Here is a 22,402-nt window from a genome sequence, read left to right as displayed (position 1 = left end):
ACACCCTCCTATGAGCAGTTATTTCGACATGGCCAGGCAGACATGGCCGACACGCGTCGGTCCGGTCGAGTTGCCCATCCTCTACTACAACGCGGGCGCCGTGTTCGCCTCCTTCCTGGTGGACGAGGCCAAGGCTCAGGCCGTGCTGCCGCCCGAGCTGCAGGCGGTGACCCTGCGCCCTGGCCAGGGCCTGGTGACCGTGGCGTTCTTCGGCTACGTGGACACGTCGGTGGGGCCTTACAACGAGATGGGTGTGGCGGTGGCCGCCCACCCTGTGAAGGGGCGCTTCCGGGACACGGCGGCCTGGCATTGGCGCCGTTCGGCCTTGCCCGGCATGTATGTGGCGGATCTGCCCGTCACCACGGCCGCAGCGCATGCCGCAGGGCATGACTGCTGGGGCTACCCCAAGATCATCGTGCCCATTGACTTCCAGTTGCGGGATCGGGATCTGGATTGCGCCGTGCGCAGCGAGGACGGTCGTGAGTTGCTGTGCCGGCTCTCCGGTCGCGCGGGGCCGGGGGTGCCCTGGTGCGCACCCAACCTGATGACCTACACCCTGTTCAAGGGGCAACTGTGGCGCACGGTGATCAACACGCGTGGCCGGATGAGGCACGCGCTGGGTGGCCAGGTCACGCTGCAATGCGATGGCGGGGGCGATCATCCCTTGAGTGCGCGCTTGCGTGCCCTGGGTCTGCACGGCGCCAAGCCCCTGATGGTGCAGAGCATTTTGGGGATGCAGGCCATCCTGCCTGTGGGCTCGCCGGTGATTTGATGGCGGTGTGGTGCGCTTTGCACGGTTTCGCATCGTATAATCGATGCTTCGTCGGGGCGTAGCGCAGCCTGGTAGCGCATCTGCTTTGGGAGCAGAGGGTCGTGAGTTCGAATCCCACCGCCCCGACCATCATTCTTTGACAGCCTGTGGCAAGGCGCCTGATGCCCCTGCTTTGAGCTGTCGTCGACGATGCCAGCTCAACGACCATCCAAAGCCAAACCGGAGATCTACTTGCCACCGGCTCCTGAAGGGCACTTCAACCCGAAGGTGCCAGGCATTGATTACGGTGTGCTCGATGGTCTGATCGGCTACACGGTGCGTCGTGCGCAGATCGTCCAGTACGAGCATTTCGTCGAATCGCTGGCCTCCTGGAACATCACCCCGCCGCGTTTTTCTGCGCTGGTGATCATCTCTCGCAACCCCAGCCTCAAGCTCACCGAGCTGGCCAATGTGCTGGGCATCGCCCGCTCGGGGGCGGTGGCACTGATCAATTCCCTTGAAGACCTGGGCTATGTCGTGCGCGTGCCGTCGCCCACGGATCGCCGTGCCCTGGGGCTGGAGCTGACCCCCAAGGGCGAACAAGACCTGCCGGCCATCATCCAGGCCGTGGTGGCGCAGGACCAGCGCGTGGCGCAGTGTCTGAGCCCGCAGGAGCAGCAGCAACTGGTCTCGCTGCTGGCGCGCGTGGCAGGTTTCCAGCCGCCACAGCTCTGATCAGGGCGGCCCAGATCTGGGCGGTCTCAAGCCGTCATTTCTGATTCTCATTGTCACAACTGCCGTTGCATGATGCATGCATTGCGTGCCTTGATGTTTCTCAAGTGGTGCAGGACACGCCCCTCTTGAACGATGTGCGAGGCATGGCCGATTGGTCGTGTTGTTCGGAAGTTGCAGTTGATGACCCTCAGTACTCGCACCCTGATGGCTGTGTTTGCCATCTCCAATGTGTCCCTGATCTGGTTGCTGGCCCTCTCCGGGCTCCATGGGGTCAATGCCGTCGATGATGAGGTGCACAACAGCGCCTCGGCCGCTGCGGCGCTGCACCTGAGCATGAACGCGGACATGATGCACGAGGGCATCCAGGCCCAGGTGTACCGCGCGGTGCTACATGCCCGCGAAGGACGTCAGGCGGATGTGGCCGATGCGCGCCAGTTGCTGGCGCAGGCGGTGAGCCGCCTGGAGCAGGATTTGGCGGGGGTTCGCGAGCAGGTGTTGCCCGAGGACGTGCGGCAGCGCGCGAGGGCGGTCGAGCCTGTGGCCAAGGCCTACAGCGAAGAGGCCCGAACCCTGGTGCAACTGGCCAGCACCGATGCCGCGCAGGCCCATGCCCGTCTGCCCAGCTTCGAGCAACGCTTTGAAGCCCTGGAGAGATCCCTGGGAGATCTGGGTGATGCCATCGGGCAGCAGACCCAGATGGCCCGGCAGCGCAGCGATCAGGCCGTGGTACAGGTTCGTCAGCGCGTGCTGTGGATGTCGCTGGCCGTCACCCTGGCCTTGACGTCCGGTCTGATCCTCTTTGCGCGTTACCTCTGGCGAACGCTGGGCGGCGAGCCCATGGAAGCCGTCAGGATCGCTCAGGCCATCGCCGAGGGTGACCTGAGCGCAACGCCCTCGATGGCGCCGTCCTTGCGCCACAGTGTGCTGGGCGAGATGGCGCAGATGAGCCATCAGCTGCGGCAGTTGGTCGACGAGGTGCGCAGCCAGGCGGAGGAGGTGTCTGCGGCCTCCAGCCAGATCGCGCAGGGCAATATCGACCTCTCCGAGCGCACGGAGTCACAGGCCTCATCGCTGCAACAGACATCGGCCTCCATGCAGGATCTGGGGGGAACCTTGCACCAGACCACCACCGACGCACGGCAGGCCACCCAGGTCGCGCGCCATGCCTGCGACGTGGCACACCGCGGGGGCGAGGCCATGACAGGGGTGGTCCAGACCATGAACGGCATCCGAGAGAGCGCCAGCCGCATTGCCGACATCATCTCTGTCATCGATGGCATTGCCTTCCAGACCAACATCCTGGCACTCAATGCCGCCGTCGAAGCGGCCCGGGCCGGGGAGGAGGGCAAAGGCTTTGCGGTGGTGGCCAGTGAGGTGCGCTCGCTGGCCCAGCGCACCTCGCAGGCCGCCCGCGAGATCAAGACCCTGATTGGCGACTCCGTCACACGGGTGGCCGTGGGGGCGGATCAGGTGGAGAGCGCCCGCAGCACCATGCATGACATTGTGGAATGCATCGGCCAGGTCAGCGGCCTGGTGGAGCAGATCACCCGGGCGTCTGAGTTGCAGTCCTCGGGGCTGGTGGACGCCACGCAGGCCGTCCACACCATGGACAGCGCCACGCAGCAAAACGCCACCCTGGTGGAAGAAACGGCGGCAGCCGCCGAGAGCTTGCGCTCACAGGCCCAGCGCCTGGTTCAGGTGGTGTCGCGTTTCAGGTTGACCCCGGCCTGAGGCCTGGGCGTCAGAAGAACAGCGCCCAGATCAGCAGGCCGATCAGGGCCCACTTGCCCACGTAGTACGCGGTTTTGTTGCGTGCCTTGAGGGCCTTGCCCTTGAGGCGCACCTGGTAGGCGTAGTAGAAGAACTTGTTGAGCCCGCCCACCGGCTCACCCTCGACGTTCTGCGTGGCGGCGGCCGTCATCACCAGCGAGGCAAAGATCTTGTTGATCCAGCGCACCACCGGGGTATAGACCGGGCGCTCCACATCGGCGAACAGGATGATGCGGGGCTGGTCGGTGGTGTTCTCGGCGTAGTGGATGTAGGTCTCGTCGAACATCACGACCTCGCCATCGCGCCAGTGGTAGCGCTGACCATCCACGTCGATGAAGCAGGCCGGATCGTTGGGCGTGATCAGGCCCATGTGGTAGCGCAGCGAGCCAGCATAGGGGTCGCGGTGACGCACCAGGCGGGCGCCCGGTGGCAGCGAGGCAAACATGGCCGCCTTGATGCCGGGGATCTGGTTGAGCAACTCCACCGTGCGTGGGCACATCTGCTTGGCAGAAGGCAGATCACCGCCATACCACTTGAGGTAAAAGCGCTTCCAGCCTGTGCGGAAGAAGGAGTTGAAGCCGATGTCGTTGTAGGTGCTGGCAGCCTTGATGCTGCCCTGGTCGTCCAGGCGCAGGGCCTCTTCGCGGATCTCTTGCCAATGGGCCTGCAGCACCTTGAGTTCGGGGAACTTAGCCGGGTCCACGTAGGGCTGGGTGCCCACCTTGGAAAACAGCACCATCAGCGAATTGAACGGGGCGATCAGCACCGTGAAGTCCGTCAGCGCACGCAGCAAGCCAAAGCGCACCTTGCCCCGAAAGTGCGCGTGCAGGGCGGCGGCGATGAAGGTCAGGAGCACCCAGTGGCGAGGCGCCAGGGGCCAGATGTGGTCCAGCAGGTTCATGGTGGTGGCTTGGGCGGAATCAACCGCGTATTGTCTCCCAGGTCGCCCGGCCCGCGATTCGCGGGATTGCTCGCGCAGGTCTTGCCAGAGTAGAGTCGATGGTTTGTGCTTGGGCGCCCGAGTGGCGGTGTGTGGACTGTGTTGAGGCTTGTTGCGCTGGTGTTGTGGTTGGGGGGCTGGCTGATGCCGGCCCGTGCGGCGCCGGACGAGGTGTTTCAGGCCCTGGGCCGTGCCGGCATCGCCGCGCAGGGCGTCAGCCTGATGGCGCAGAACGTGGACGACGGCGAGGCGCCGCTGTTTTCCCACAATGAAAGCCGGGCTCTGACCCTGGCGTCGACCACCAAGTTGGTCACCAGCCTGGCCGCACTGGACGTGCTGGGGCCGCGCTATCGCTGGCAGACCAAGGCCTATCTGCTGGGCCCCTTGCGTGATGGGGTCTTGCAGGGCGATCTGCTCATCGTGGGCGGTGGCGATGCGCGGCTGTCGAGCAAGGATCTGCAGCGCTGGTTCACCAAGATGCAGTCCAAGGGCCTGCGCGAGATCCGCGGCAACATCCTCGTCAATCGGGCCTTGTTCAAGACCCAGGCGTCCGACCATGTCAACACACCCGTGCCCACGCCGGAGAACCCTCACCATGCCTGGCCGGATGCCCTGACCGTGGATGAGGGGGTGATCACGGTGGAGATCGCCAGCAGCCCGCTGGGCCCGGTCCTGTCTTACCGGCCGCGTCTGGAAGGGGTGAGCATCTTCAATCAGTTGCAGGTCAGCCGGCGCAAATGCAGTGCCCTGCGTGCACCGGTGTCGGTGGCATTTGAAGAGTTCAACCCGCCGGCCCGTTTGCTGGTGCAAGGAGAGTGGGCGCCGGGCTGCGGCCCCGCCAGGATCGTGGTGGCCACCTTGCCAGGCAGCCGCTTCACGCCGCTGGCCCTGGCGGCGGCCTGGCGCGACGCGGGTGGCTTGCTCTCCGGAGAGGTGATCCAGGGCGCCCATGCCTACGTCATGCCCGAGTTGCCCAGAGGGCTCAAGCCCTTTGCCGCGCACGACTCGGCACCGCTGAACTCCCTGCTGCGCGACATGAACAAGTGGAGCAACAACCTGCTGGCGCGCCACATGATGCTGTCGATGGCCAAGGGCTTCCCATCCCGGCCTGCCACCCTGGCCGAGGCCCGCAAGCGCATGAATCAGTGGCTGGTGCGGCAAGGCCTGGCGCAGGACGATCTGGTGATCGACAACGGCTCCGGGCTGTCACATGCCGAGCGAGGTCGGGCCGATGTGCTGGTGCAATTGCTGCGCAAGGCCTGGCATGGGCCCCATGCGCAAGACGTGTTTCAGTCCCTGCCCGTGGCGGGCGAGGACGGCACCTTGAGCACCCGATTCAAGGCCCCCGATGTCCGTGGCCAAGCCCATCTCAAGACGGGCACGCTGGTGGGCGCCCGTTCCCTGGCCGGTTATGTCAAGGGGCGCAGCGGCCGCACCTATGCGGTCGCGGCCATCATCAACGACCCCAAGGCGGACAAGGGGCTGGGCGCACTCGACGCGTTCATCGAGTGGGTCATGCTCAACGGGTGATCCTTATTTGTCCAGGCCACCCAGGCAGAGGTACTTCACTTCGAGGTAGTCCTCGATGCCATGGCGGGCGCCTTCGCGGCCCAGACCGGACTGCTTGACGCCGCCAAAGGGCACCTCGCAGGTCGAGATCAGGCCGGTGTTGACCCCCACCATGCCGTATTCCAGCGCTTCGCCCACACGGAAGATGCGGCCCACGTCACGGCTGTAGAAGTAACTGGCCAGGCCGAACTCGGTGTCATTGGCCATGGCAATGGCCTCGTCTTCGGTCTTGAACGAGAAGACCGGCGCCACCGGACCGAAGATCTCTTCGCGGGCCACGCGCATGTCGCGCGTCACATGGGCCAGCACGGTGGGCTCGTAAAAGGCGCCGCCTGCCACCTGGGCGCGCCGGCCGCCGGTCACCACCCTGGCACCCTTGGCCAGGGCATCGCCCATCAGTTCTTCGACCTTGGCCAGGGCGTCGCTGTCAATCAGTGGGCCTTGCGTCACACCGGCCTCAAAGCCGTTGCCCACCTTCATGGCGGCCACCTTGGCCGACAGTTTCTCGACAAAGGCGTCGTACACACCCTCTTGCACCAGCAGGCGGTTGGCGCACACGCAGGTCTGCCCGGCGTTGCGGTACTTGCTGATCATGGCGCCTTCGACGGCGGCGTCCAGGTCGGCATCGTCGAAGACGATGAAGGGCGCATTGCCACCCAACTCCAGCCCCAGCTTCTTGACCGTGGGCGCGCATTGCTTCATGAGGATGCGGCCGACCTCGGTGGAGCCCGTGAAGGACAGGTGGCGCACCGTGTCGCTGGCGCACAGCACCTGGCCGACCTCGATGGAGCGCTGGCCATCGGCGGTGATGATGTTGAGCACGCCGGCCGGCATGCCGGCCCGCTGGGCCAGTTCGGCCACGGCCAGGGCCGACAGGGGCGTGGCTTCGGCCGGTTTGATCACGACCGGACAGCCGGCCGCCAGGGCCGGGGCCACCTTGCGGGTGATCATGGCGATGGGGAAGTTCCAGGGCGTGATGGCCGCGCACACGCCGATGGCCTGCTGGATCACCAGGAAACGCTTGCTCGGGTCGGTGGTGGGCACGGTCTCGCCGTACACGCGGCGCGATTCTTCGGCGAACCACTCGATGAAGCTGGCACCGTAGCCCACCTCGCCCTTGGCCTCGGCCAGGGGCTTGCCTTGCTCGGCTGTCATGATGCGGGCCAGGTCATCGGCGTGCTGGTGCAGCAGATGGAACCACTTCATCATGATGGCCGCGCGGGCCTTGGCAGGCAGGCTCTTCCAGGCGGGCCAGGCGGCATTGGCGGCGGCAATGGCGGCCTCGGTCTGGGTGGCGCCCAGGTTGGGCACCTGGGCCAGCACGGCGCCGGTGGCCGGGTCCGTCACATCGAAGCGATCCGCGGCGTCCACCCATTGCCCGTTGATCAGGGCCTGGGTCTTGAGCAGGGTGGGATCTTGCAGGGTGGCCAGTGGCGACGTCAGTGCGTTCATGGTGTCCTCGGCGTGGCGCCCGTGGGGTCCGCCCGACGGGCTGTTCGGGGAGTGCCATCATAGGCCACCTCGAAACCTATAATCGAGGGCTATGCCCTCAGCGAGGTGGGTGCACTGCGCCCCGCTGACAGCGTCACACAGAGAACCGGAATACCCCCATGAAAGCCGCCGACATCCGCAAGACCTTCCTGGAATTCTTCCAGTCCAAGGGCCACACCATCGTGGCGTCCAGCCCTGTGGTGCCCGGTGACGACCCGACCCTGCTGTTCACCAACGCGGGCATGAACCAGTTCAAGGACGTGTTCCTGGGCTTTGACAAGCGCCCATACAGCCGCGCCACCACCTCGCAGAAGTGCATCCGCGCCGGCGGCAAGCACAACGATCTGGACAATGTCGGCTACACCGCGCGCCACCACACCTTCTTCGAGATGCTGGGCAATTTCAGCTTCGGGGACTATTTCAAGCATGACGCCATCCAGTACGCCTGGGAGTTGCTGACCACGCAGTTCAAGCTGCCCAAGGAAAAGCTGTGGGTCACCGTCTACCAGGAGGACGACGAGGCCTACGAGATCTGGAACAAGATCGTCGGCGTGCCCGCCGAGCGCATCGTGCGCATCGGTGACAACAAGGGCGGCCGCTACATGTCCGACAACTTCTGGATGATGGGCGACACCGGCCCCTGCGGCCCCTGCACCGAGATCTTCTACGACCACGGCCCCGAGATCGCGGGCGGCCCTCCGGGCAGCCCCGATGAAGACGGTGACCGCTACATCGAGATCTGGAACAACGTGTTCATGCAGTTCAACCGGTCTGAGGATGGCGTGATGCACCCGCTGCCCAAGCCTTCGGTGGACACCGGCATGGGCCTGGAGCGCATTGCCACCGTGCTGCAGGGCAAGCACAGCAACTACGAGATCGACCTGTTCCAGGCGCTGCTGGCGGCGGCCAAGGGTGCGGTGGATGCAGCCGGTGGCGCTTCGGTCGCCACGGGCGTCGAGGGCGTGGGCTGCGATGCCACCAGCCCAAGCCTCAAGGTCATCGCCGATCACATCCGCGCCTGCTCCTTCACGGTGGCCGATGGCGTCATCCCCAGCAATGAAGGCCGTGGCTATGTGCTGCGCCGCATCACCCGCCGCGCCATCCGCCACGGCTACAAGCTGGGCGCCCGCACCCCCTTCTTCCACAAGCTGGTTGCCGCTCTGGTGGCCCAGATGGGCGAGGCCTACCCCGAACTGCGCCAGAACGAAAAGCGCATCACCGATGTGCTCAAGACCGAAGAAGAGCGCTTCTTCCAGACCATTGCCCATGGCATGGAGATCCTGGAAGGCGCCCTGGCCACGGGGGCCCGTCAGATCGATGGCGAGACCGCGTTCAAGCTGCATGACACCTATGGCTTCCCGGTCGACCTGACGGCCGACGTCTGCCGCGAGCGCGATGTGACCGTGGACCAGGCAGGCTTTGACGCCGCCATGGCCCACCAGCGTGAGCAGGCCCGTGCCGCCGGCAAGTTCAAGATGGCGGCCGGCCTGGAATACAGCGGCGTGCCCACCGGCTTCCACGGCTACGAGCACCTGACGGTCGACGCGGCCAATGTGACGGCCATCTATGTCGATGGCGCGGCCGTGCAGCAGGCCAACGCCGGCGACGACGCCGTCATCGTGCTGGACCACACCCCCTTCTACGCCGAATCCGGCGGCCAGTGTGGCGACAGTGGTGACCTGCGCAATGGCACCAGTCGCTTTGTGGTCGAAGACACCCAAAAGATCCAGGCCGATGTGTTCGGCCACCACGGCCGCGTGGTCGAAGGCAGCATCTCGGTGGGCGACAAGCTCAATGCCAAGGTCGATGCCGAGGTGCGCGCCCGCACCGTGCGCAACCACAGCGCCACCCACCTGATGCACAAGGCCCTGCGCGAAGTGCTGGGCGACCACGTGCAGCAAAAGGGCTCGCAGGTCACGGCCGACCGCACCCGCTTCGACTTTGCGCACAACGCGCCGATGACCGACGAGCAGATCCGCGAGGTCGAAGAACTGGTCAACGCCGAGATCCTGGCCAATGCCGATGCGCAAGCCCAGGTCATGGCCCTGGAAGACGCCCAGAAGTCCGGCGCCATGATGTTGTTTGGCGAGAAGTACGGCGAGACCGTGCGCGTGCTGAGCATCGGCTCGTCCAAGGAACTGTGCGGCGGCACCCACGTCCAGCGCACCGGTGACATCGGTCTGTTCAAGATCGTCGCCGAAGGCGGTGTGGCCGCCGGCGTGCGCCGTGTCGAAGCCATCACCGGTGCCAACGCACTGGCCTACACCCAGAACCTGGAAACCACGCTCAAGGGCGTGGCGGCTTTGCTCAAGGCCACGCCGCACGATGTGCCCGCCCGCGTGGCCGCTGCACAGGACCAGATCCGCGCGCTGGAAAAAGAGATCGCCGCCCTCAAGGGCAAGCTGGCCTCCAGCCAGGGCGATGAGCTGATGGCCCAGGCCGTGGACGTCAAGGGACTCAAGGTGCTGGCCGCCGTGCTGGAAGGCGCGGACGCCAAGACCCTGCGCGAGACCATGGACAAGCTCAAGGACAAGCTCAAGACGGCGGCCATCGTGCTGGCGGCGGTGGAGGGCGGCAAGGTCCAGATCGCCGCCGGCGTGACCGCCGACAGCGTGGGCAAGGTCAAGGCCGGTGAGCTGGTCAACTTTGTCGCTCAGCAAGTGGGCGGCAAGGGCGGCGGCAAGCCCGACATGGCCATGGCCGGCGGCACCGAGCCCGCCGGGCTGCCCCAGGCCCTGGCCAGCGTGCAGGGCTGGGTGGCCGAGCGCCTCTGATGCGTCAGGCGGCTACGGACCACTCGGGGCCCGGGGCACGCAGCTGCCAGCTCAGCAGATCCTGCCGACGCTGAGCTGCGGGCCCCAGCAGCCCTTGCAACTGCCAGGCATCGCGCATCCGCGCCTCCTGGCCATAGTCCTGCATATACCCATTGCCCCCAAGCAACTGCACGCCATCGGTGCTCAGGGCGGTGGCGAGTTGGCCAGTCTGCAAGAGCAGCGCCCGCAACTGGATGGCTTGGCGCAGGCTGTCGCTGGGGCCGGCCAGGGCCCTCAGCCCGGCAGACAGCGCGGCCTGCGCAATCGACAGCCGTTCGATTTGCACGGCCAGCAGGCGGCGCACTTCTCCCCAACCCAGCAAGGGGCCGCCACCCTGGTGTCGCTCCTGGGCATAGCGCTGGGCCGTCTCTAGGCTGCCCTGCATCAGTCCACACTGCATGGCCATGATGGGCAGGCTCAACTGGGCATTCAGGGCCCATACGGTGGATTCAGGCAAAGGGTCGGACACGATCGCGCAGACGTCGCGCAGGGTCATGGCACCGATGCGCGCGGCACGCAGCCCCATGAAGCGAGGGGCCTCGCCCCGCTCGACGCCGGGCTGGTCCGTGCGCAAGCGTGCGCAGGCCAGGCGTCCGTCGGACAAACGGACGGGCGTCACCACCTCGCTGGCCGCCTGGCTCAGTAGGCAGGCGCTGAGCGTGCCGGACACGCGCTGGTGGGGTTGTAGCCGTGGCCAGTCATGGCGCTCCAGGTCATGAAAGCCGGGCCAGGCACACCAGCCCGAGGTGGCGACGGTGTCGGGCACCGCACCGCCAGCGCTGCGCCACACCAGTTGGGCTGCACTGTGGGCGAACAGCAGGGCGGCATGGCCTGCATCGTGTCGTGCCAGGCGCGCCAGCACGCGGGCCAGGGCTTCGGCGCCCAGGCCCATGCCGCCGCTCGACTCCGGTTCGCACAGCCCGGGCAGGCCCATCTCGGCCATGCAGGCCATGGCCTGTGGGCGCTGCGCCGGGTCTTGCAAGGCCACCGAGCACAGCCGGTCGGCCACGTCTTCGATGTCGCTCAGGCTGGGGTCGGTCCAGTCGATCATGGGGTCTCCTCCCGCACAAAGACACGCACGCGCTCATCGGGTCTGAGCAGGCACTTGAAGTGGTTGATGCGGTTGAGCTGGTTGGTGCCTTCGTAGATCTGTAGCAGCTTGGCGTCGCGCAGGCGCTTTTCGATGCCGCTGTCATGGGTGAGGCCATCGATCCCCAGCAGCTCCAGCGCCAGACCGCAGTTGTGCATGGCCAGATCGCTGCAGGCCACTTTGGCCATCGAGGCCTGGCCCGAGGTCAGGTGCTGCCAGGTGGCAGGGTAGCGTTGCAGCAGGCGCCGCTGCATCCATCGCACCAAGGTGGCGTTGTCCAGCCAGGGGGCGCTCAGGCGCGCCATCCATGCGCGGGGCACCCAGCGCTCCAGGTGGTAGATCGGCGCTGTGAACAGAAGCGCGAACAGGCCCCCCAGGCAGTTGGCCAGCGCTGACTCCATGTAGGCCAGGCGGGCCAGGGCGGCCTGCCGACCCATGTCGGCCAGCGTGGTCTGCACCCACTGCTGCTCGATGAGGCGCCCCTCTCGGCAGCTTTGCGCCGCCAGTTGCGCGCGGGTGGCTTCGAACACGCCTCGGGCCACCCCGGTGGCGAAGGCGCCCACGCCGGCCCGGGTCGACGAGACCACATAGTCGATCATGGTCTGCGCCACGTCGCGGTGGGCTCGGCCCAGGTGGCGCGATTGTGCCGCGCTCAAGGCGACCTGATCGGCCGGGACCGGGCAGTCGTCAAAGACCAGCTCGGACGCCACGCAGGCCCTTTGCCCCACCTTGTGCTCCTGCGCCCCGAACGTGAAACCCGGGGCGCCCGTGCGGACCGCCAGGGCCACCATGGTGTCGGCGGGGTGTCGCCGGTCCTCGTAGGCGATGACCATGTGCCATGTCGACACATGGCCGTTGGAGATGAACACCTTGCGTCCTCGCAGGAGGTAGCCGCCTTCGGCCCGTGGGGTGGCCACGGTGCCCAGGCGGGCCCGATCGACCAGTTCCGTCTCTTCGACATCGGTGCCTGCGTTGGGCTCGGTGATGGCCAGGGACACCAGGCAAGGGTGGCCCGAGCGCTCTCCCTCACATACCTCGGCAAACACCCGGCGCGCCAAGCGGAGGTTCCAGGTGGCCATCAGGGTGGCGACACCCAGGTAGTGCACGCCCACCACATTGGCCAGGCCCACGCATTGGGTGGACACCTCCTCGACGAAGGCATACATCGACGCCAGGTTCCAGCCATGTCCGCCGAACATTTTGGGCAGCCAGCGAGTGAACAGGCCCCAGCGGTTGGCCTCAGCGATGAATTCCCAGGGCAGATGCTGGGGGTCATCCTGGATGCGGGCGTCCAGCGTGAGCGCCAGGGGGGCCACCACCTCGCGGTTGAAGCGCTGGCCCAGCTCGATGGCCAGGGCCATGTCCCGACGCACACCTGCGGGCAACTCGGTGAGGGCGGCGATGCCTGCGGACCAGTCGGCGAGGCTGTCATGGGTGCCGTGGTGGAAGATGCGGGCATCCAGGAAGGACGTCGGGTGGGCGCTGACGTTACCGTCCAGAGGGGCTGTCGCAGTGGGTGCCATGGCGTTCCCCTCAGCGGGTGCGCAAGGCAGCCAGCCGCATGATGTGTGCCCAGCTCACCGGCCAGATGCGCATGGGCGGTGGGAACAGTCCGCCGCCCACATCGCAGGTGCGAATCGTGGCCTGTTCGGCCGGGCCGCTCTGGATGCCGATGGGGTCCAGCGGCGAGTCGTGCAACTGGACCCGCAGGTCCATGCGGTTCGCATCGTGGATGGTTTCCTTGGGGCGCACGGTCAGCAGGTGCCCGGGCAGGAATGCCAGGTGGCCGCGCATGTTCACCTGCATGCGCCCGATGCCCGCTGGCGGATGGGGCAGGGCCTCGCGCACGTGCCCCTCGAACGTCATCAAGTGGTGTCCGCGCCGATCCACCGTGCCGCTGAAGGATCCGTCGGGCTTCTCGTCGAAGGTGATCCGGGCCATTTTCTTGGGGTAGCCCAGCATCTCGCGTCCCCAGATCATGGCCTGATCGCAATCGACCACCATCCACGGGCAGTGCAGAACCGGGAACAGCCCGAACAGCCGGGCATGCACCAGGATGGCAGCCTCCTTGTAGACGCAACCGAAGGTGGTGGTCGGGTAGTCCGCGATGAACAGCGTGGCCTTGTAGGGGCGGGCCAGGCGCAGCGGGAAGGGCAGCCAGTCCTTGATCTTGTCGGGGTCGATGGGGATGTCGCAAAACACCATCCGCGCGTGATCCCACAGGTTGGATTTGCCCAGACCCATGCCGCGCATGATGCGCAAGCTTTCAAGGTAGCGATTGCCCATGATCGTCCTTTCGACAATTGATCTATCAGTGAAATCATTGTTGAGATCATGGGCATGCATTGCCTTGTTGCAGGTCAATTTTCTGGAAATATCCCTCTGAACTGCCGTGCCGATCCCTGCATGGGCTGTGGGCATTCCTTGATAATGGGGCTGATATTTGCCAATGACTCTATTGCTGAAATGAGCCCATCCAGTCGCCCCCTCAGTCGGGCGGAAGCCAAGCTTCTGACACGACATCGCCTGATGCGGGGAGCGTTGTCCTTGCTGGTGCAAGACGGGCTGGCGGGTTTGAGCACGGCCCGGGTGGCGCAGGCCGCCGGGGTGGCGCAACCCACCTTCTATGTTCATTTCGAATCCATGAACGCCCTGTTGCGCAGCCTGGCCACGGAAACCGTTTTGTCGGTGCGCGCCGACCTGCATGCGGCCCGAGCCCCCTTGCGCCAGAGTGGTGATCTGATGCTGGCGTCGCGTGAGGCCTATCGCTTGTCACTGCGGGCTGTGCGCGAGCATGCGGATCTGTTGACGGTGTTTCTCTCCGAGCGCTACAAGCCTGCCTCGGAACTGGGGCGGCATGCCCGCGAACTGCTCGATACCTTGCAAGCTGATTTGCTGAGCGACGCGTGGTTCATCCCCATGGCGCAGAGCATTCCGCCCGCACGTCAGCGCCTGATTGCCGCGGGTCTGGTCATGCTGACCATCGAATATGGCCTGAGCCAGGCATCGCCTTCCTCGGCCTCTGAGGACGACATGGTGGACATGCTCTGCTTGACCACCCAGAGCCTGCTGATGGCCGGCATGGCGTGACATTTGTCCCAGATCAAGGGTTTTTACTGGCGTGAAGGTGTCGGGTTCTCGCCCTTCTTGTCACGTAGCATCCTGTTGCAGTCAGGCGGGACACCCTACAGTGGTGTCATTCCACAACCGAACTGAGGTACTGACGATGTCACAGAACCATTCTGCGAACACCGCCAACGATGCCGGCAAGCCTGCAGCCGTTCACCCGATCGTGCCCCGCATGCATCTGCAATTCCAGCTGGATGGCGACATCCCGAAGTACTGGATGGACGGCGATGCCTTCAAGACCCGTTTCTGGGATGCCTTGTCCATCATCTTCCCGCCCGGCGAGAAATACTTCATGAACTGCGTTCGTGAGTACCGTGATCGCATCAGCGATCCCAAGCTGCTGCAGGACATCAAGGATTTCAACCTGCAGGAGGCCCAGCACAGCATGGTCCACCGTCAGGACAACGACCGCCTGCGCCGCCAGGGCGTGGATGTCGACTCGCTGACCAAGTACGTCGACCAGATGCTCAACACTGAGTACCGCAAGAACTACAGCGCGGGCTACAACCTGGCCATCACGTCGGCCCTGGAGCACTTCACCTCCATCATTGCCCACAGCCTGTTCGACAAGCGTGACGTGATGAAGGGTGCCGATCCCCGCGTGCGTGCCATGTACTCCTGGCATGCCATTGAAGAGGTCGAGCACAAGGGTGTCGCCTACGACGTGATGGAAGACTATGCCAAGGTGGGCTACTTCAAGCGCGTGTGGGCTCTGGTGCACTCGACCTACATGTTCCCGCGCACCATCTTCGTGGTGCAACGTCGCCTGATGATCCATGACGGCTTCTCGTTCACGCAGCGCATGGGCCTGATGGCCAAGGGGCTGTGGTGGATGTTCAAACCCGGTGGCCTGCTGCAGCCCATGCTCAAGCACTATTGGACCTACTACAAGCCCGGTTATCACCCCTGGCAGGAAGTTGATCAGCCTGGCTACGATCAGTGGCTGGCGGCTTTCAATGCCAGTGGCGATCCCGTCAAGGCCAGCGAGCAGACCCGCACGGCGCTGGCACTCTGATCACGTTTTGTCTGCCCTCTCCTCACAGGCCCTTCGGGGCCTTTTTTCATGGTGTCGGAATGGCCTAGGGAAACTACTGACTCGACCCTGTCGTGCCAGAACCCTTGCTGTCATCCCTCATCCTGTTGAAAGCAGGGTTATTTTTCTACATTGGAGTCATTGGACAACGACGTGCCGAGAGACAAGATGAGCCAACAACATACTGCACAGCATCCCATCGTTCCCCGTGAGCGCCTTAACTTCCACCTGGATGACCGTGACATTCCCAAGTACTGGTTCGGTGGTGATCCCTTCAAGACCCGCCTGTTCGATGCGCTGTCGCTGATCTTCCCGCCGGGCGAGAAGTTCTTCATGACCACGGTGCGCGATTTCCGCAGCAAGATCTCCGACAAGAAGCTGATCGATGACATCATGGGCTTCAACCGCCAGGAGGCACAGCACACCCTGGTGCACAACCAGTACAACGACCGCCTGCGTGCGCAGGGCATGGACGTGGACCGCCTGATCAAGGAACTCGACCACCTGCTGTTCTCTGTGTACCGCAACAAGTTCAGCCGCGATTACACGCTGGCCATCACCTGCGCGCTGGAGCACTTCACCGCCATTGGCGCGGCCACCCTGTTCGACGCGCGTGACGTCATGAAAGAGGCGGACCACCGCGTGCGTGCCATGTACTCCTGGCATGCCATTGAAGAGGTCGAGCACAAGGGCGTGGCCTATGACGTGATGTGCGATTACGCCAAGGTGAGCTATTTCAAGCGCATTGGCGCCATGCTGCACATGTGCTACACCTTCCCGGCCACCATCCACTATTTCACCGACGAGCTGCTCAAGATGGATGGTTTCAACTGGTGGCAGCGCCGCAAGATCATGATCAAGGGCATTGCCTGGGTGCTGCGCCCCGGCAAGGGCTTGCTGGCCCCCCTGATCAAACCCTTCTTCCCGTATTTCAAGCCTGGCTACCACCCCTGGCAGGACGCGGAGCAGCGCGGCTACGAGCAGTGGCTGAACGCCTTCAACCGCCATCGCGACCCGGTGGAGGCGAGCGAACTCATGCGTGAAGCCCTGGCCTTGCGTTGATCCTTCGCTTTTCTCTTGCCCTTAGGGCGGCAATGCTCGCCATAGTTGGTTAGACTTCGGCACACTCACTGAGGGTGTGCCGATTTCGTTTATGCGTATTCCTCTTCCTCCAGCCATGCTGGAAGCCTTGGGCATCAAGCCCATCCCGATGTTCATGCTCTCGAGCTGGATCAAGGCGGCCGCCAAGTGCGGCTTCAATGTCCAGCCCCTGTTCAAAGAGGCCGGGATCACCATCGATCTGATCCGGCTGGAAGAGGCGCGCGTGTCGCCGCTGCAACTGGTCTCCGTGCTGGAGCAGTGCGTGGCGATGTCGCCCAACAAGTATTTTCCGCTGGTGCTGGGCGATACCTTTGCCTTCGAATCCCTGCCCGAGTTCGAAACCCTGCTGACCACCAGCCCCACGCTGCGCGATGCCATCAATGTGGCCAAGATGGCCCGAAAGGTGGTCTTGCCCTGGATCACGATCGATCTGACCGAGGTGGGGGATCGGGGTCTGGTCACCATGGGTTTTGACGTGCCGATCCCCAATCTGGAGGCCTTCGGCCTGCCGCTGCACCTGGTGTCGCACGCCATCATGGCCTGTGTGCGCAAGTTTGGCCGCTCTCTGCAAGGCAGTGACCAGGGCATCCTGGAGGTTCACCTCAAGGCCGCGTCGGACTCGCCGTTCGCCGACCAGTTCGAACCCTTCTTCGGTGTGCCGGTGAAGTTCGGGCAAGCCCACGATGCGCTGGTGTTCGAGCGCACGATCCTGGATCAACCTCTGGAAGGCGCCTTCCCTGCCTTGCATGAGCAGGCCCAGTTCCTGGCCGAGCAACGGCTGGACAAGGAAGTGCGCCGTCAGGGCATTGCCGCCGAGATTGAAGAGCTCATCTCGCGCGAACCCTCCCTGCTGGCCCTGGGCATCGAGGACATGGCCGAGCGCCTGAACCTGCACGCCCGTACCCTGCAGCGTCGTCTGAAGGAAGAGGGGGGCACCTACCTGCTGGTGCAGGCACGTATGCGCCATCGCCTGGCCTGCCAGTGGTTGCGGCAGGGCAATGTGCCCATCGATGACATCAGCGCGCGCCTGGGCTTTTCAGACCGCCGCGCCTTCACGGCCGCGTTCAAACGCTGGGAAGGCACCACGCCCAAGGCCTGGCGCGAGCAGCAGGGCTGATCAATGACTGACCGCCCGCTGCGCGGCGGTGGGTTCAGGTCGAGTAACTGGCATCGTCGACCATGACATCGTGCTCCAGAATGACGGCCCCCAGGTGCCCTTCGGGCGGGCGGCCGAAGAAGGGGGCGCCGGGTTCAGCAAACAGATAGACGTCCGACTGCATGGCGCCACAGTGCGAGCAGTGGTTGGTCAGGCGCAGCACGCCGTCGTCGCTGGGTTGGTCCACACGCAGATTGGGTGCCAGGAAATGCAGGGCCTGCGTCAGTTCAGGCGAGGGGTTGGAGATGCCATGCACGTAGGTGCGACATTGACCCGATTCACCCAGATCCACGACATCGGAGGCCACCACGGCATGCACTTGCGTCAGGTTCGAGCACTTCCAGCAGGTCGAGGTCGATGTGCGCAGATGGATGGGGGCCACCAGGCGCATGCGGTCGTCCGCATCCGGCGCGGGGGCGCTGCCCTGACCGATGTTCTTCTGGCTGTACGGATTGGTCATGCGGTCGGTCCTTGAGTGTGTGGTGTCTGGAACGATACTGCATTTCCGTGGATTTGCGCAAAGCCCGGACGGTGGTTCTGCGCCGCAGAAACGGTGCACTGATGCCGATCAAGAGGCTGGCCTTGTGCTTGGATTCCTATAATCCTTTGGTGCCTGCATCGGGCATGACCGTTCAGGAGACCGCCCATGTCGGAGAGCAGGTTCGCCCGCACACCAGAGCCACCGTATTACGCGGTGATTTTTTCGTCGCAACGCACGGAGGGTGACCAGGGCTATGGCGCCATGGCGGATCACATGGTGGCGCTGGCCTCGGAGCAGCCGGGTTTCCTGGGCGTCGAGAGCGCGCGGGATGCCTCGGGCTTCGGCATCACCGTGTCCTACTGGGACAGCCTGGAGGCCATCGCCCACTGGAAGGCTCACGCCCATCACCAGCAAGCGCAGTCCCTGGGCAAGAGCGCCTGGTACGAGCACTTCGAGACCCGCATTTCCAAGGTGGAGCGGGCCTACGGCAGCGACCTCAAGGCTTGAGCAGGCCCTTGGTCTCGATGAAGGCAATGACCTCGTCGAGCCCTTGCAGGGTCTTCAGATTGGTCATGACGAAGGGACGCGTCGGGCGCATGCGCTGGGTGTCAGCGGCCATGATGTCCAGATTGGCGCCCACATGCGGGGCCAGATCGACCTTGTTGATCACGAACAGATCGCTCTTGGTGATGCCGGGGCCGCCTTTGCGCGGGATCTTCTCGCCGGCGGCCACATCGATCACATAGATTGTCAGATCGCTCAGCTCGGGGCTGAAGGTGGCCGCCAGATTGTCGCCACCCGATTCGATGAAGACGATGTCGGCGTTGGGGTACTTGGCCAGCATTCGGTCGACCGCTTCCAGATTGATGGAGGCGTCTTCGCGGATGGCCGTGTGCGGGCAGCCGCCGGTTTCCACGCCCATGATGCGGTCCGGGTCCAGGGCACCGGCCACGGTGAGCAGGCGCTGGTCTTCCTTGGTGTAGATGTCATTGGTGATGACCACCAGGTCGTAGCGCTCGCGCATGGTCTTGCAGAGCATCTCCAGCAAGGTGGTCTTGCCGGAGCCAACGGGGCCTCCCACGCCCACGCGCAGGGGGGGCAGGGTCTTGGTGCGGCCGGGGATGTGGTGCAGTGCGCTCATGATCGGAACAGGCGGGAGTATTGGGTTTCATGCCGGGCGCTCAGGATGGCCAGCATGGGGGTGAAGGCCTGGCGCTGGCTGTCGGGCAGCGTCAGGGCGTGGTCGATGGCGGCCGGGATCTCGTCGATCAGGGCCTGGAGGATGCGTTGGCCCGCACTCTGGCCCAGGGGGATGGCCTTGATGGCAGCCTGCACCATGTTCTCTGCCCAACCGAAGGCATAGCTCAGCAAGGCCTCGCGGACACCCTCCGTGCTGGATTGCCCGGGTGCGGGCGCAGGCAGGCACTGGGCCACGGCCAAGGCAAAGGCGATCGGCCAGTTGGGCGCGGGGGTGAGGGCGGCGCACTGGGCCAGGCGGTCGTCGTGCCCGTCAGCGCGGGCCTCGCCGCTGCGGTTGCGCAGCCACTCCACCAGCGAGCGCCCCATCTGCTCGGTCTGCAGACGCAACTCGCTGGTCTCGCGGGTGAGGGTGATCCATTGGTTGAGCTCCTGCACCCGGGCCATGTCGCCGCGCTGCCAGGCGGGGACCGCTCGGGCCACCACGGCCAGATCGGCGCGCGCCAGGCTGAGGTGCAACTGGTCGCGCAGCCAGGCGGCGGCCTGGGCTTCCTGCGTGATGTGCCCGGCATCGATGGCGGCTTCCAGGCCTTCGGAGTAGCTGAAGCCGCCCACCGGCAGGGCCGGGGACGCCAGCCACATCAGGTGGAGGCGGGCGGCGGTGTTCAGCGCGGCAGGGCGAGGGGCGACACGGGGCATGCAGCTTCAGTGATCGTGACCGCAGCCCGGGCCATGGACATGAGGGACGGGGGCCGAGGTCACAGCGATGCCGATGGGCTTGCCGCGGGAGGCGGGCGTGGCGGCGGCGGGCGCATGGCTGTGGTCATGACCGCAGCCGGGGCCGTGCACATGGCCGTGTTCCTGGGCCTGTGCTTGAGCATGCGTGTGTCCGTGCCCGTGCCCGTGCCCTCCGGCGGCATAGGCGCCCCCCTCGGGCTCGAACGCGGCCTCGGCCTCAACCACGGTCAGATGCATGGCCCGCAGCATGTCGGCCAGCACATGGTCCGGTTCGATCTTGAGGTGATCGGGCTTGAGCTCGATCTGCACATGCCGGTTGCCCAGGTGGTAGGCGGCACGGACCAGATCGAAGGTGCTGCCATGCTCTGCGCAAGGCTTGATCACCAGCACCTTCTGGGGTGCGGCCTGCACGCGGATCATGGAGCCGTCTTCGGCCACCAGCACGTCGCCACCGCGCACGACCGTGCCGCGCGGCAGGAAGATGCCCAGATGGCGGCCGCTGCTGTCGGTGGCATCGAAGCGGCTTTTCTGGCGCACATCCCAGTCGAGTTCGACCACGGAGGCACGTTTGAGCAAGACGGGGGCCAGACCCTGGCCTTGGGGGAGGAGTTTGTTGACGGTCAGCATGCCGACAGTGTCCGTCAGAACAGAAAGTAGCGCTGCGCCATGGGCAATGCGGCCGCAGGCTCGCAGGTGAGCAGCAGGCCGTCGGCGCGCACCTGGTAGGTCTGGGCGTCGATCTCCATGCGGGGCAGGTAGTGGTTGTGGATCATGTCCTGCTTCTTCACGCTGCGGCATCCCCGAACGGCCACCACATGTTTTTTCAGGCCATAGTGCACGGCCATGCCTTCGTGGATGGACTGCTGGCTCATGAAGGTCAGCGAAGTGCGGGCCACGGCACCTCCGTGGGCGCCGAACATGGGGCGGTAGTGCACAGGCTGGGGCGTGGGGATGGAGGCATTGGGGTCACCCATGGCCGCGGCCACGATGAAGCCGCCCTTGATGATGGTGCTGGGCTTGACGCCAAAGAAGCCAGGGCGCCACAGAACCAGGTCGGCCCATTTGCCTTCTTCGATGCTGCCGACCTCGTGGGCCACGCCATGCGAGAGGGCGGGGTTGATGGTGTACTTGGCCACATAGCGCTTGACGCGGGCGTTGTCATGGCGGTCGCTGTCTTCGGGCAGCTTGCCGCGCTGGGCCTTCATCTTGTGGGCGGTCTGCCAGGTGCGCAGGATGACCTCGCCCACGCGGCCCATGGCCTGTGAGTCGGAGCTGAACATGCTGATGGCACCCAGGTCGTGCAGGATGTCTTCGGCGGCGATGGTTTCGCGGCGGATGCGGCTTTCGGCAAAGGCCAGGTCCTCGGCGATGGACGCATCGAGGTGGTGGCAGACCATGAGCATGTCGAGATGCTCGTCCACAGTGTTGACCGTGAAGGGCATGGTCGGGTTGGTGGACGAGGGCAGGAAGTTGGCTTCGCCGACCACACGCATGATGTCCGGCGCATGGCCACCGCCCGCGCCCTCGGTGTGGAAGGCGCACAGGGTGCGTCCCTTGGTGGCCGCGACGGTGTTTTCAACGAAACCGGATTCATTGAGCGTGTCGCTGTGGATGGACACCTGGACGTCGCCTTCTTCCGCGACCGTGAGGCAGCAGTCGATGGCCGAGGGGGTGGTGCCCCAGTCTTCATGCAGCTTGAGGCCGATGACACCGGCCTGGACCTGCTGGCGCAAGGCCTCGGGCTGGCTGGCATTGCCCTTGCCCAGAAAGCCCAGGTTCATGGGGAAGGCTTCGGCGGCCTGGAGCATCATGGCGATGTTCTCGGGCCCTGGCGTGCAGGTGGTGGCAAAGGTGCCCGTGGCGGGCCCCGTGCCGCCGCCGAGCATGGTGGTCACGCCACTGTAGAGTGCCTCGTCGATCTGCTGCGGGCAGATGAAGTGGATGTGGGTGTCGATGCCCCCGGCCGTCACGATCATGCCTTCTGCGGCGATGATCTCGGTGCCCGGGCCGATGACGATGTCCACGCCGGATTGCACATCGGGGTTGCCCGCCTTGCCGATCTTGACGATGCGGCCGGCCTTGATGCCGATGTCGGCCTTGACGATGCCCCAGTGGTCCACGATCAGGGCGTTGGTCAGCACACAGTCGGCGGCATCCATGGCGCCGGGGCCGTTGGAGCGCTGGCTCTGGCCCATGCCGTCGCGGATGGTCTTGCCGCCGCCGAACTTGACTTCTTCACCGTAGCCGCCGGCCTGCAGGGTGAGGTCACGCTCGACCTCGATGATCAGGTTGGTGTCGGCCAGGCGGACGCGGTCACCCACGGTGGGGCCGAACATCTCGGCGTAGGCGCGGCGCGGGATCGTTGCCATCTTGTCAGGTCCTGTGTGCGTGTGGGGTGGGGCGCGTGT

General features: G+C 65.1%; 20 protein-coding genes and 1 tRNA gene. 11 read left to right on the top strand and 10 right to left on the bottom strand.

What is annotated here, in order from left to right:
• Positions 1 to 10: 10 nt before the first annotated feature.
• From VFW84_RS16120 to VFW84_RS16105, 4 genes are all read left to right on the top strand, one after another.
• A complete protein-coding gene (locus VFW84_RS16120; protein WP_329681488.1) occupies positions 11 to 772 on the top strand; it encodes an acetoacetate decarboxylase family protein in 762 nt (253 codons plus the stop codon).
• A gap of 52 nt (positions 773 to 824) precedes the next feature.
• Positions 825 to 901: transfer RNA gene (locus VFW84_RS16115), tRNA-Pro, on the top strand.
• Between the two features lie 60 nt (positions 902 to 961).
• Entirely contained in the window at positions 962 to 1,486 is a 525-nt protein-coding gene (locus VFW84_RS16110; RefSeq protein ID WP_329681487.1) for a MarR family transcriptional regulator, read from the top strand.
• 180 nt (positions 1,487 to 1,666) lie between these two features.
• Positions 1,667 to 3,217 (top strand): methyl-accepting chemotaxis protein, encoded by a 1,551-nt coding sequence (locus VFW84_RS16105; RefSeq protein WP_329681486.1) that lies wholly within the window; start codon positions 1,667 to 1,669, stop codon positions 3,215 to 3,217.
• Between the two features lie 10 nt (positions 3,218 to 3,227).
• On the opposite strand, the gene VFW84_RS16100 is transcribed toward VFW84_RS16105, so the two are convergent.
• The gene (locus VFW84_RS16100) at positions 3,228 to 4,157 is read right to left on the bottom strand and encodes an aspartyl/asparaginyl beta-hydroxylase domain-containing protein (protein ID WP_329681485.1); all 930 of its coding nucleotides are present in this window, start codon (positions 4,155 to 4,157) and stop codon (positions 3,228 to 3,230) included.
• Between the two features lie 138 nt (positions 4,158 to 4,295).
• Between VFW84_RS16100 and dacB the strand changes: the two genes are divergently transcribed.
• The gene (gene dacB / locus VFW84_RS16095; RefSeq protein ID WP_329681484.1) at positions 4,296 to 5,726 is read left to right on the top strand and encodes a D-alanyl-D-alanine carboxypeptidase/D-alanyl-D-alanine endopeptidase; all 1,431 of its coding nucleotides are present in this window, start codon (positions 4,296 to 4,298) and stop codon (positions 5,724 to 5,726) included.
• Positions 5,727 to 5,729: 3 nt separating this feature from the next.
• Here the strand turns inward: dacB and VFW84_RS16090 are convergent, their stop codons facing one another.
• Entirely contained in the window at positions 5,730 to 7,217 is a 1,488-nt protein-coding gene (locus tag VFW84_RS16090; protein WP_329681483.1) for an NAD-dependent succinate-semialdehyde dehydrogenase, read from the bottom strand.
• Between the two features lie 158 nt (positions 7,218 to 7,375).
• On the opposite strand from VFW84_RS16090, the gene alaS reads away from it, so the two are divergent.
• The gene (gene alaS / locus VFW84_RS16085) at positions 7,376 to 10,030 is read left to right on the top strand and encodes an alanine--tRNA ligase (RefSeq protein ID WP_329681482.1); all 2,655 of its coding nucleotides are present in this window, start codon (positions 7,376 to 7,378) and stop codon (positions 10,028 to 10,030) included.
• Between the two features lie 4 nt (positions 10,031 to 10,034).
• Here alaS and VFW84_RS16080 read toward each other — a convergent pair whose 3' ends face one another.
• The 3 genes from VFW84_RS16080 to VFW84_RS16070 are packed head-to-tail and all read right to left on the bottom strand — an operon-like array spanning position 10,035 to position 13,445.
• On the bottom strand, positions 10,035 to 11,120 hold the full coding sequence (locus tag VFW84_RS16080) for an acyl-CoA dehydrogenase family protein (protein WP_329681481.1): 1,086 nt from the start codon (positions 11,118 to 11,120) through the stop codon (positions 10,035 to 10,037).
• Complete coding sequence (locus VFW84_RS16075; protein WP_329681480.1) at positions 11,117 to 12,682, bottom strand: acyl-CoA dehydrogenase family protein; 1,566 nt, start codon at positions 12,680 to 12,682, stop codon at positions 11,117 to 11,119. The genes VFW84_RS16080 and VFW84_RS16075 overlap by 4 nt, the downstream gene beginning before the upstream one ends.
• Before the next feature lie 10 nt (positions 12,683 to 12,692).
• Positions 12,693 to 13,445, bottom strand: a complete 753-nt coding sequence (locus VFW84_RS16070) for an acetoacetate decarboxylase family protein (protein ID WP_329681479.1) — start codon at positions 13,443 to 13,445, stop codon at positions 12,693 to 12,695.
• Between the two features lie 180 nt (positions 13,446 to 13,625).
• Here VFW84_RS16070 and VFW84_RS16065 point away from each other — a divergent pair, with 180 nt between their 5' ends.
• The 4 genes from VFW84_RS16065 to VFW84_RS16050 all read left to right on the top strand — a co-directional run bounded on the left by VFW84_RS16065 (position 13,626) and on the right by VFW84_RS16050 (position 17,539).
• Entirely contained in the window at positions 13,626 to 14,249 is a 624-nt protein-coding gene (locus VFW84_RS16065; protein ID WP_329681478.1) for a helix-turn-helix domain-containing protein, read from the top strand.
• A gap of 136 nt (positions 14,250 to 14,385) precedes the next feature.
• A complete protein-coding gene (locus tag VFW84_RS16060; protein ID WP_329681477.1) occupies positions 14,386 to 15,303 on the top strand; it encodes a metal-dependent hydrolase in 918 nt (305 codons plus the stop codon).
• Between the two features lie 186 nt (positions 15,304 to 15,489).
• Positions 15,490 to 16,383 (top strand): metal-dependent hydrolase, encoded by an 894-nt coding sequence (locus tag VFW84_RS16055; RefSeq protein WP_329681476.1) that lies wholly within the window; start codon positions 15,490 to 15,492, stop codon positions 16,381 to 16,383.
• A 115-nt stretch (positions 16,384 to 16,498) separates the two neighbouring features.
• Positions 16,499 to 17,539 carry a helix-turn-helix domain-containing protein gene (locus VFW84_RS16050; RefSeq protein WP_329681475.1) on the top strand — a complete coding sequence of 347 codons (1,041 nt, stop codon included), beginning with the start codon at positions 16,499 to 16,501 and terminating at the stop codon, positions 17,537 to 17,539.
• Positions 17,540 to 17,573: 34 nt separating this feature from the next.
• Here VFW84_RS16050 and VFW84_RS16045 read toward each other — a convergent pair whose 3' ends face one another.
• Positions 17,574 to 18,038: a hypothetical protein gene (locus VFW84_RS16045; protein ID WP_329681474.1), complete on the bottom strand. Its 465-nt coding sequence runs from the start codon at positions 18,036 to 18,038 to the stop codon at positions 17,574 to 17,576.
• A 186-nt stretch (positions 18,039 to 18,224) separates the two neighbouring features.
• On the opposite strand from VFW84_RS16045, the gene VFW84_RS16040 reads away from it, so the two are divergent.
• On the top strand, positions 18,225 to 18,566 hold the full coding sequence (locus tag VFW84_RS16040; RefSeq protein ID WP_329681473.1) for an antibiotic biosynthesis monooxygenase: 342 nt from the start codon (positions 18,225 to 18,227) through the stop codon (positions 18,564 to 18,566).
• Here VFW84_RS16040 and ureG read toward each other — a convergent pair.
• From ureG to ureC, 4 genes are read right to left on the bottom strand one after another with little or no spacing between them, the layout of a single operon-like run.
• Entirely contained in the window at positions 18,556 to 19,200 is a 645-nt protein-coding gene (gene ureG / locus VFW84_RS16035) for an urease accessory protein UreG (RefSeq protein ID WP_329681472.1), read from the bottom strand. The two genes, VFW84_RS16040 and ureG, sit on opposite strands and share 11 nt — an antisense overlap.
• Entirely contained in the window at positions 19,197 to 19,955 is a 759-nt protein-coding gene (locus tag VFW84_RS16030; protein ID WP_329681471.1) for an urease accessory protein UreF, read from the bottom strand. The genes ureG and VFW84_RS16030 overlap by 4 nt, the downstream gene beginning before the upstream one ends.
• Positions 19,956 to 19,961: 6 nt before the next feature.
• On the bottom strand, positions 19,962 to 20,621 hold the full coding sequence (gene ureE / locus VFW84_RS16025) for an urease accessory protein UreE (protein WP_329681470.1): 660 nt from the start codon (positions 20,619 to 20,621) through the stop codon (positions 19,962 to 19,964).
• A 14-nt stretch (positions 20,622 to 20,635) separates the two neighbouring features.
• On the bottom strand, positions 20,636 to 22,363 hold the full coding sequence (ureC, locus tag VFW84_RS16020; RefSeq protein ID WP_329681469.1) for an urease subunit alpha: 1,728 nt from the start codon (positions 22,361 to 22,363) through the stop codon (positions 20,636 to 20,638).
• Positions 22,364 to 22,402 lie beyond the last annotated feature (39 nt).

Source organism: Aquabacterium sp. (genome assembly GCF_036279655.1).
In the GTDB taxonomy this organism is placed as follows: Bacteria; Pseudomonadota; Gammaproteobacteria; order Burkholderiales; family Burkholderiaceae_C; genus Aquabacterium.
The sequence above is the reverse complement of the archived record's forward strand: the minus strand, read 5'-3'. Positions and strand labels throughout refer to the sequence as shown.

What these genes read in the sequence shown, in the direction of transcription:
- VFW84_RS16060 (WP_329681477.1), top strand. Translation starts at nt 14,386, where the DNA reads ATGTCACAGAACCATTCTGCGAACACCGCCAACGATGCCGGCAAGCCT.
- alaS (WP_329681482.1), top strand. Translation starts at nt 7,376, where the DNA reads ATGAAAGCCGCCGACATCCGCAAGACCTTCCTGGAATTCTTCCAGTCC.
- VFW84_RS16120 (WP_329681488.1), top strand. Translation starts at nt 11, where the DNA reads ATGAGCAGTTATTTCGACATGGCCAGGCAGACATGGCCGACACGCGTC.
- VFW84_RS16065 (WP_329681478.1), top strand. Translation starts at nt 13,626, where the DNA reads ATGAGCCCATCCAGTCGCCCCCTCAGTCGGGCGGAAGCCAAGCTTCTG.
- VFW84_RS16050 (WP_329681475.1), top strand. Translation starts at nt 16,499, where the DNA reads ATGCTGGAAGCCTTGGGCATCAAGCCCATCCCGATGTTCATGCTCTCG.
- VFW84_RS16070 (WP_329681479.1), bottom strand. Translation starts at nt 13,445, where the DNA reads ATGGGCAATCGCTACCTTGAAAGCTTGCGCATCATGCGCGGCATGGGT.
- ureG (WP_329681472.1), bottom strand. Translation starts at nt 19,200, where the DNA reads ATGAGCGCACTGCACCACATCCCCGGCCGCACCAAGACCCTGCCCCCC.
- VFW84_RS16045 (WP_329681474.1), bottom strand. Translation starts at nt 18,038, where the DNA reads ATGACCAATCCGTACAGCCAGAAGAACATCGGTCAGGGCAGCGCCCCC.
- ureE (WP_329681470.1), bottom strand. Translation starts at nt 20,621, where the DNA reads ATGCTGACCGTCAACAAACTCCTCCCCCAAGGCCAGGGTCTGGCCCCC.
- VFW84_RS16075 (WP_329681480.1), bottom strand. Translation starts at nt 12,682, where the DNA reads ATGGCACCCACTGCGACAGCCCCTCTGGACGGTAACGTCAGCGCCCAC.
- VFW84_RS16040 (WP_329681473.1), top strand. Translation starts at nt 18,225, where the DNA reads ATGTCGGAGAGCAGGTTCGCCCGCACACCAGAGCCACCGTATTACGCG.
- VFW84_RS16100 (WP_329681485.1), bottom strand. Translation starts at nt 4,157, where the DNA reads ATGAACCTGCTGGACCACATCTGGCCCCTGGCGCCTCGCCACTGGGTG.
- VFW84_RS16110 (WP_329681487.1), top strand. Translation starts at nt 962, where the DNA reads ATGCCAGCTCAACGACCATCCAAAGCCAAACCGGAGATCTACTTGCCA.
- VFW84_RS16080 (WP_329681481.1), bottom strand. Translation starts at nt 11,120, where the DNA reads ATGATCGACTGGACCGACCCCAGCCTGAGCGACATCGAAGACGTGGCC.
- VFW84_RS16090 (WP_329681483.1), bottom strand. Translation starts at nt 7,217, where the DNA reads ATGAACGCACTGACGTCGCCACTGGCCACCCTGCAAGATCCCACCCTG.
- VFW84_RS16055 (WP_329681476.1), top strand. Translation starts at nt 15,490, where the DNA reads ATGAGCCAACAACATACTGCACAGCATCCCATCGTTCCCCGTGAGCGC.
- VFW84_RS16030 (WP_329681471.1), bottom strand. Translation starts at nt 19,955, where the DNA reads ATGCCCCGTGTCGCCCCTCGCCCTGCCGCGCTGAACACCGCCGCCCGC.
- ureC (WP_329681469.1), bottom strand. Translation starts at nt 22,363, where the DNA reads ATGGCAACGATCCCGCGCCGCGCCTACGCCGAGATGTTCGGCCCCACC.
- VFW84_RS16105 (WP_329681486.1), top strand. Translation starts at nt 1,667, where the DNA reads ATGACCCTCAGTACTCGCACCCTGATGGCTGTGTTTGCCATCTCCAAT.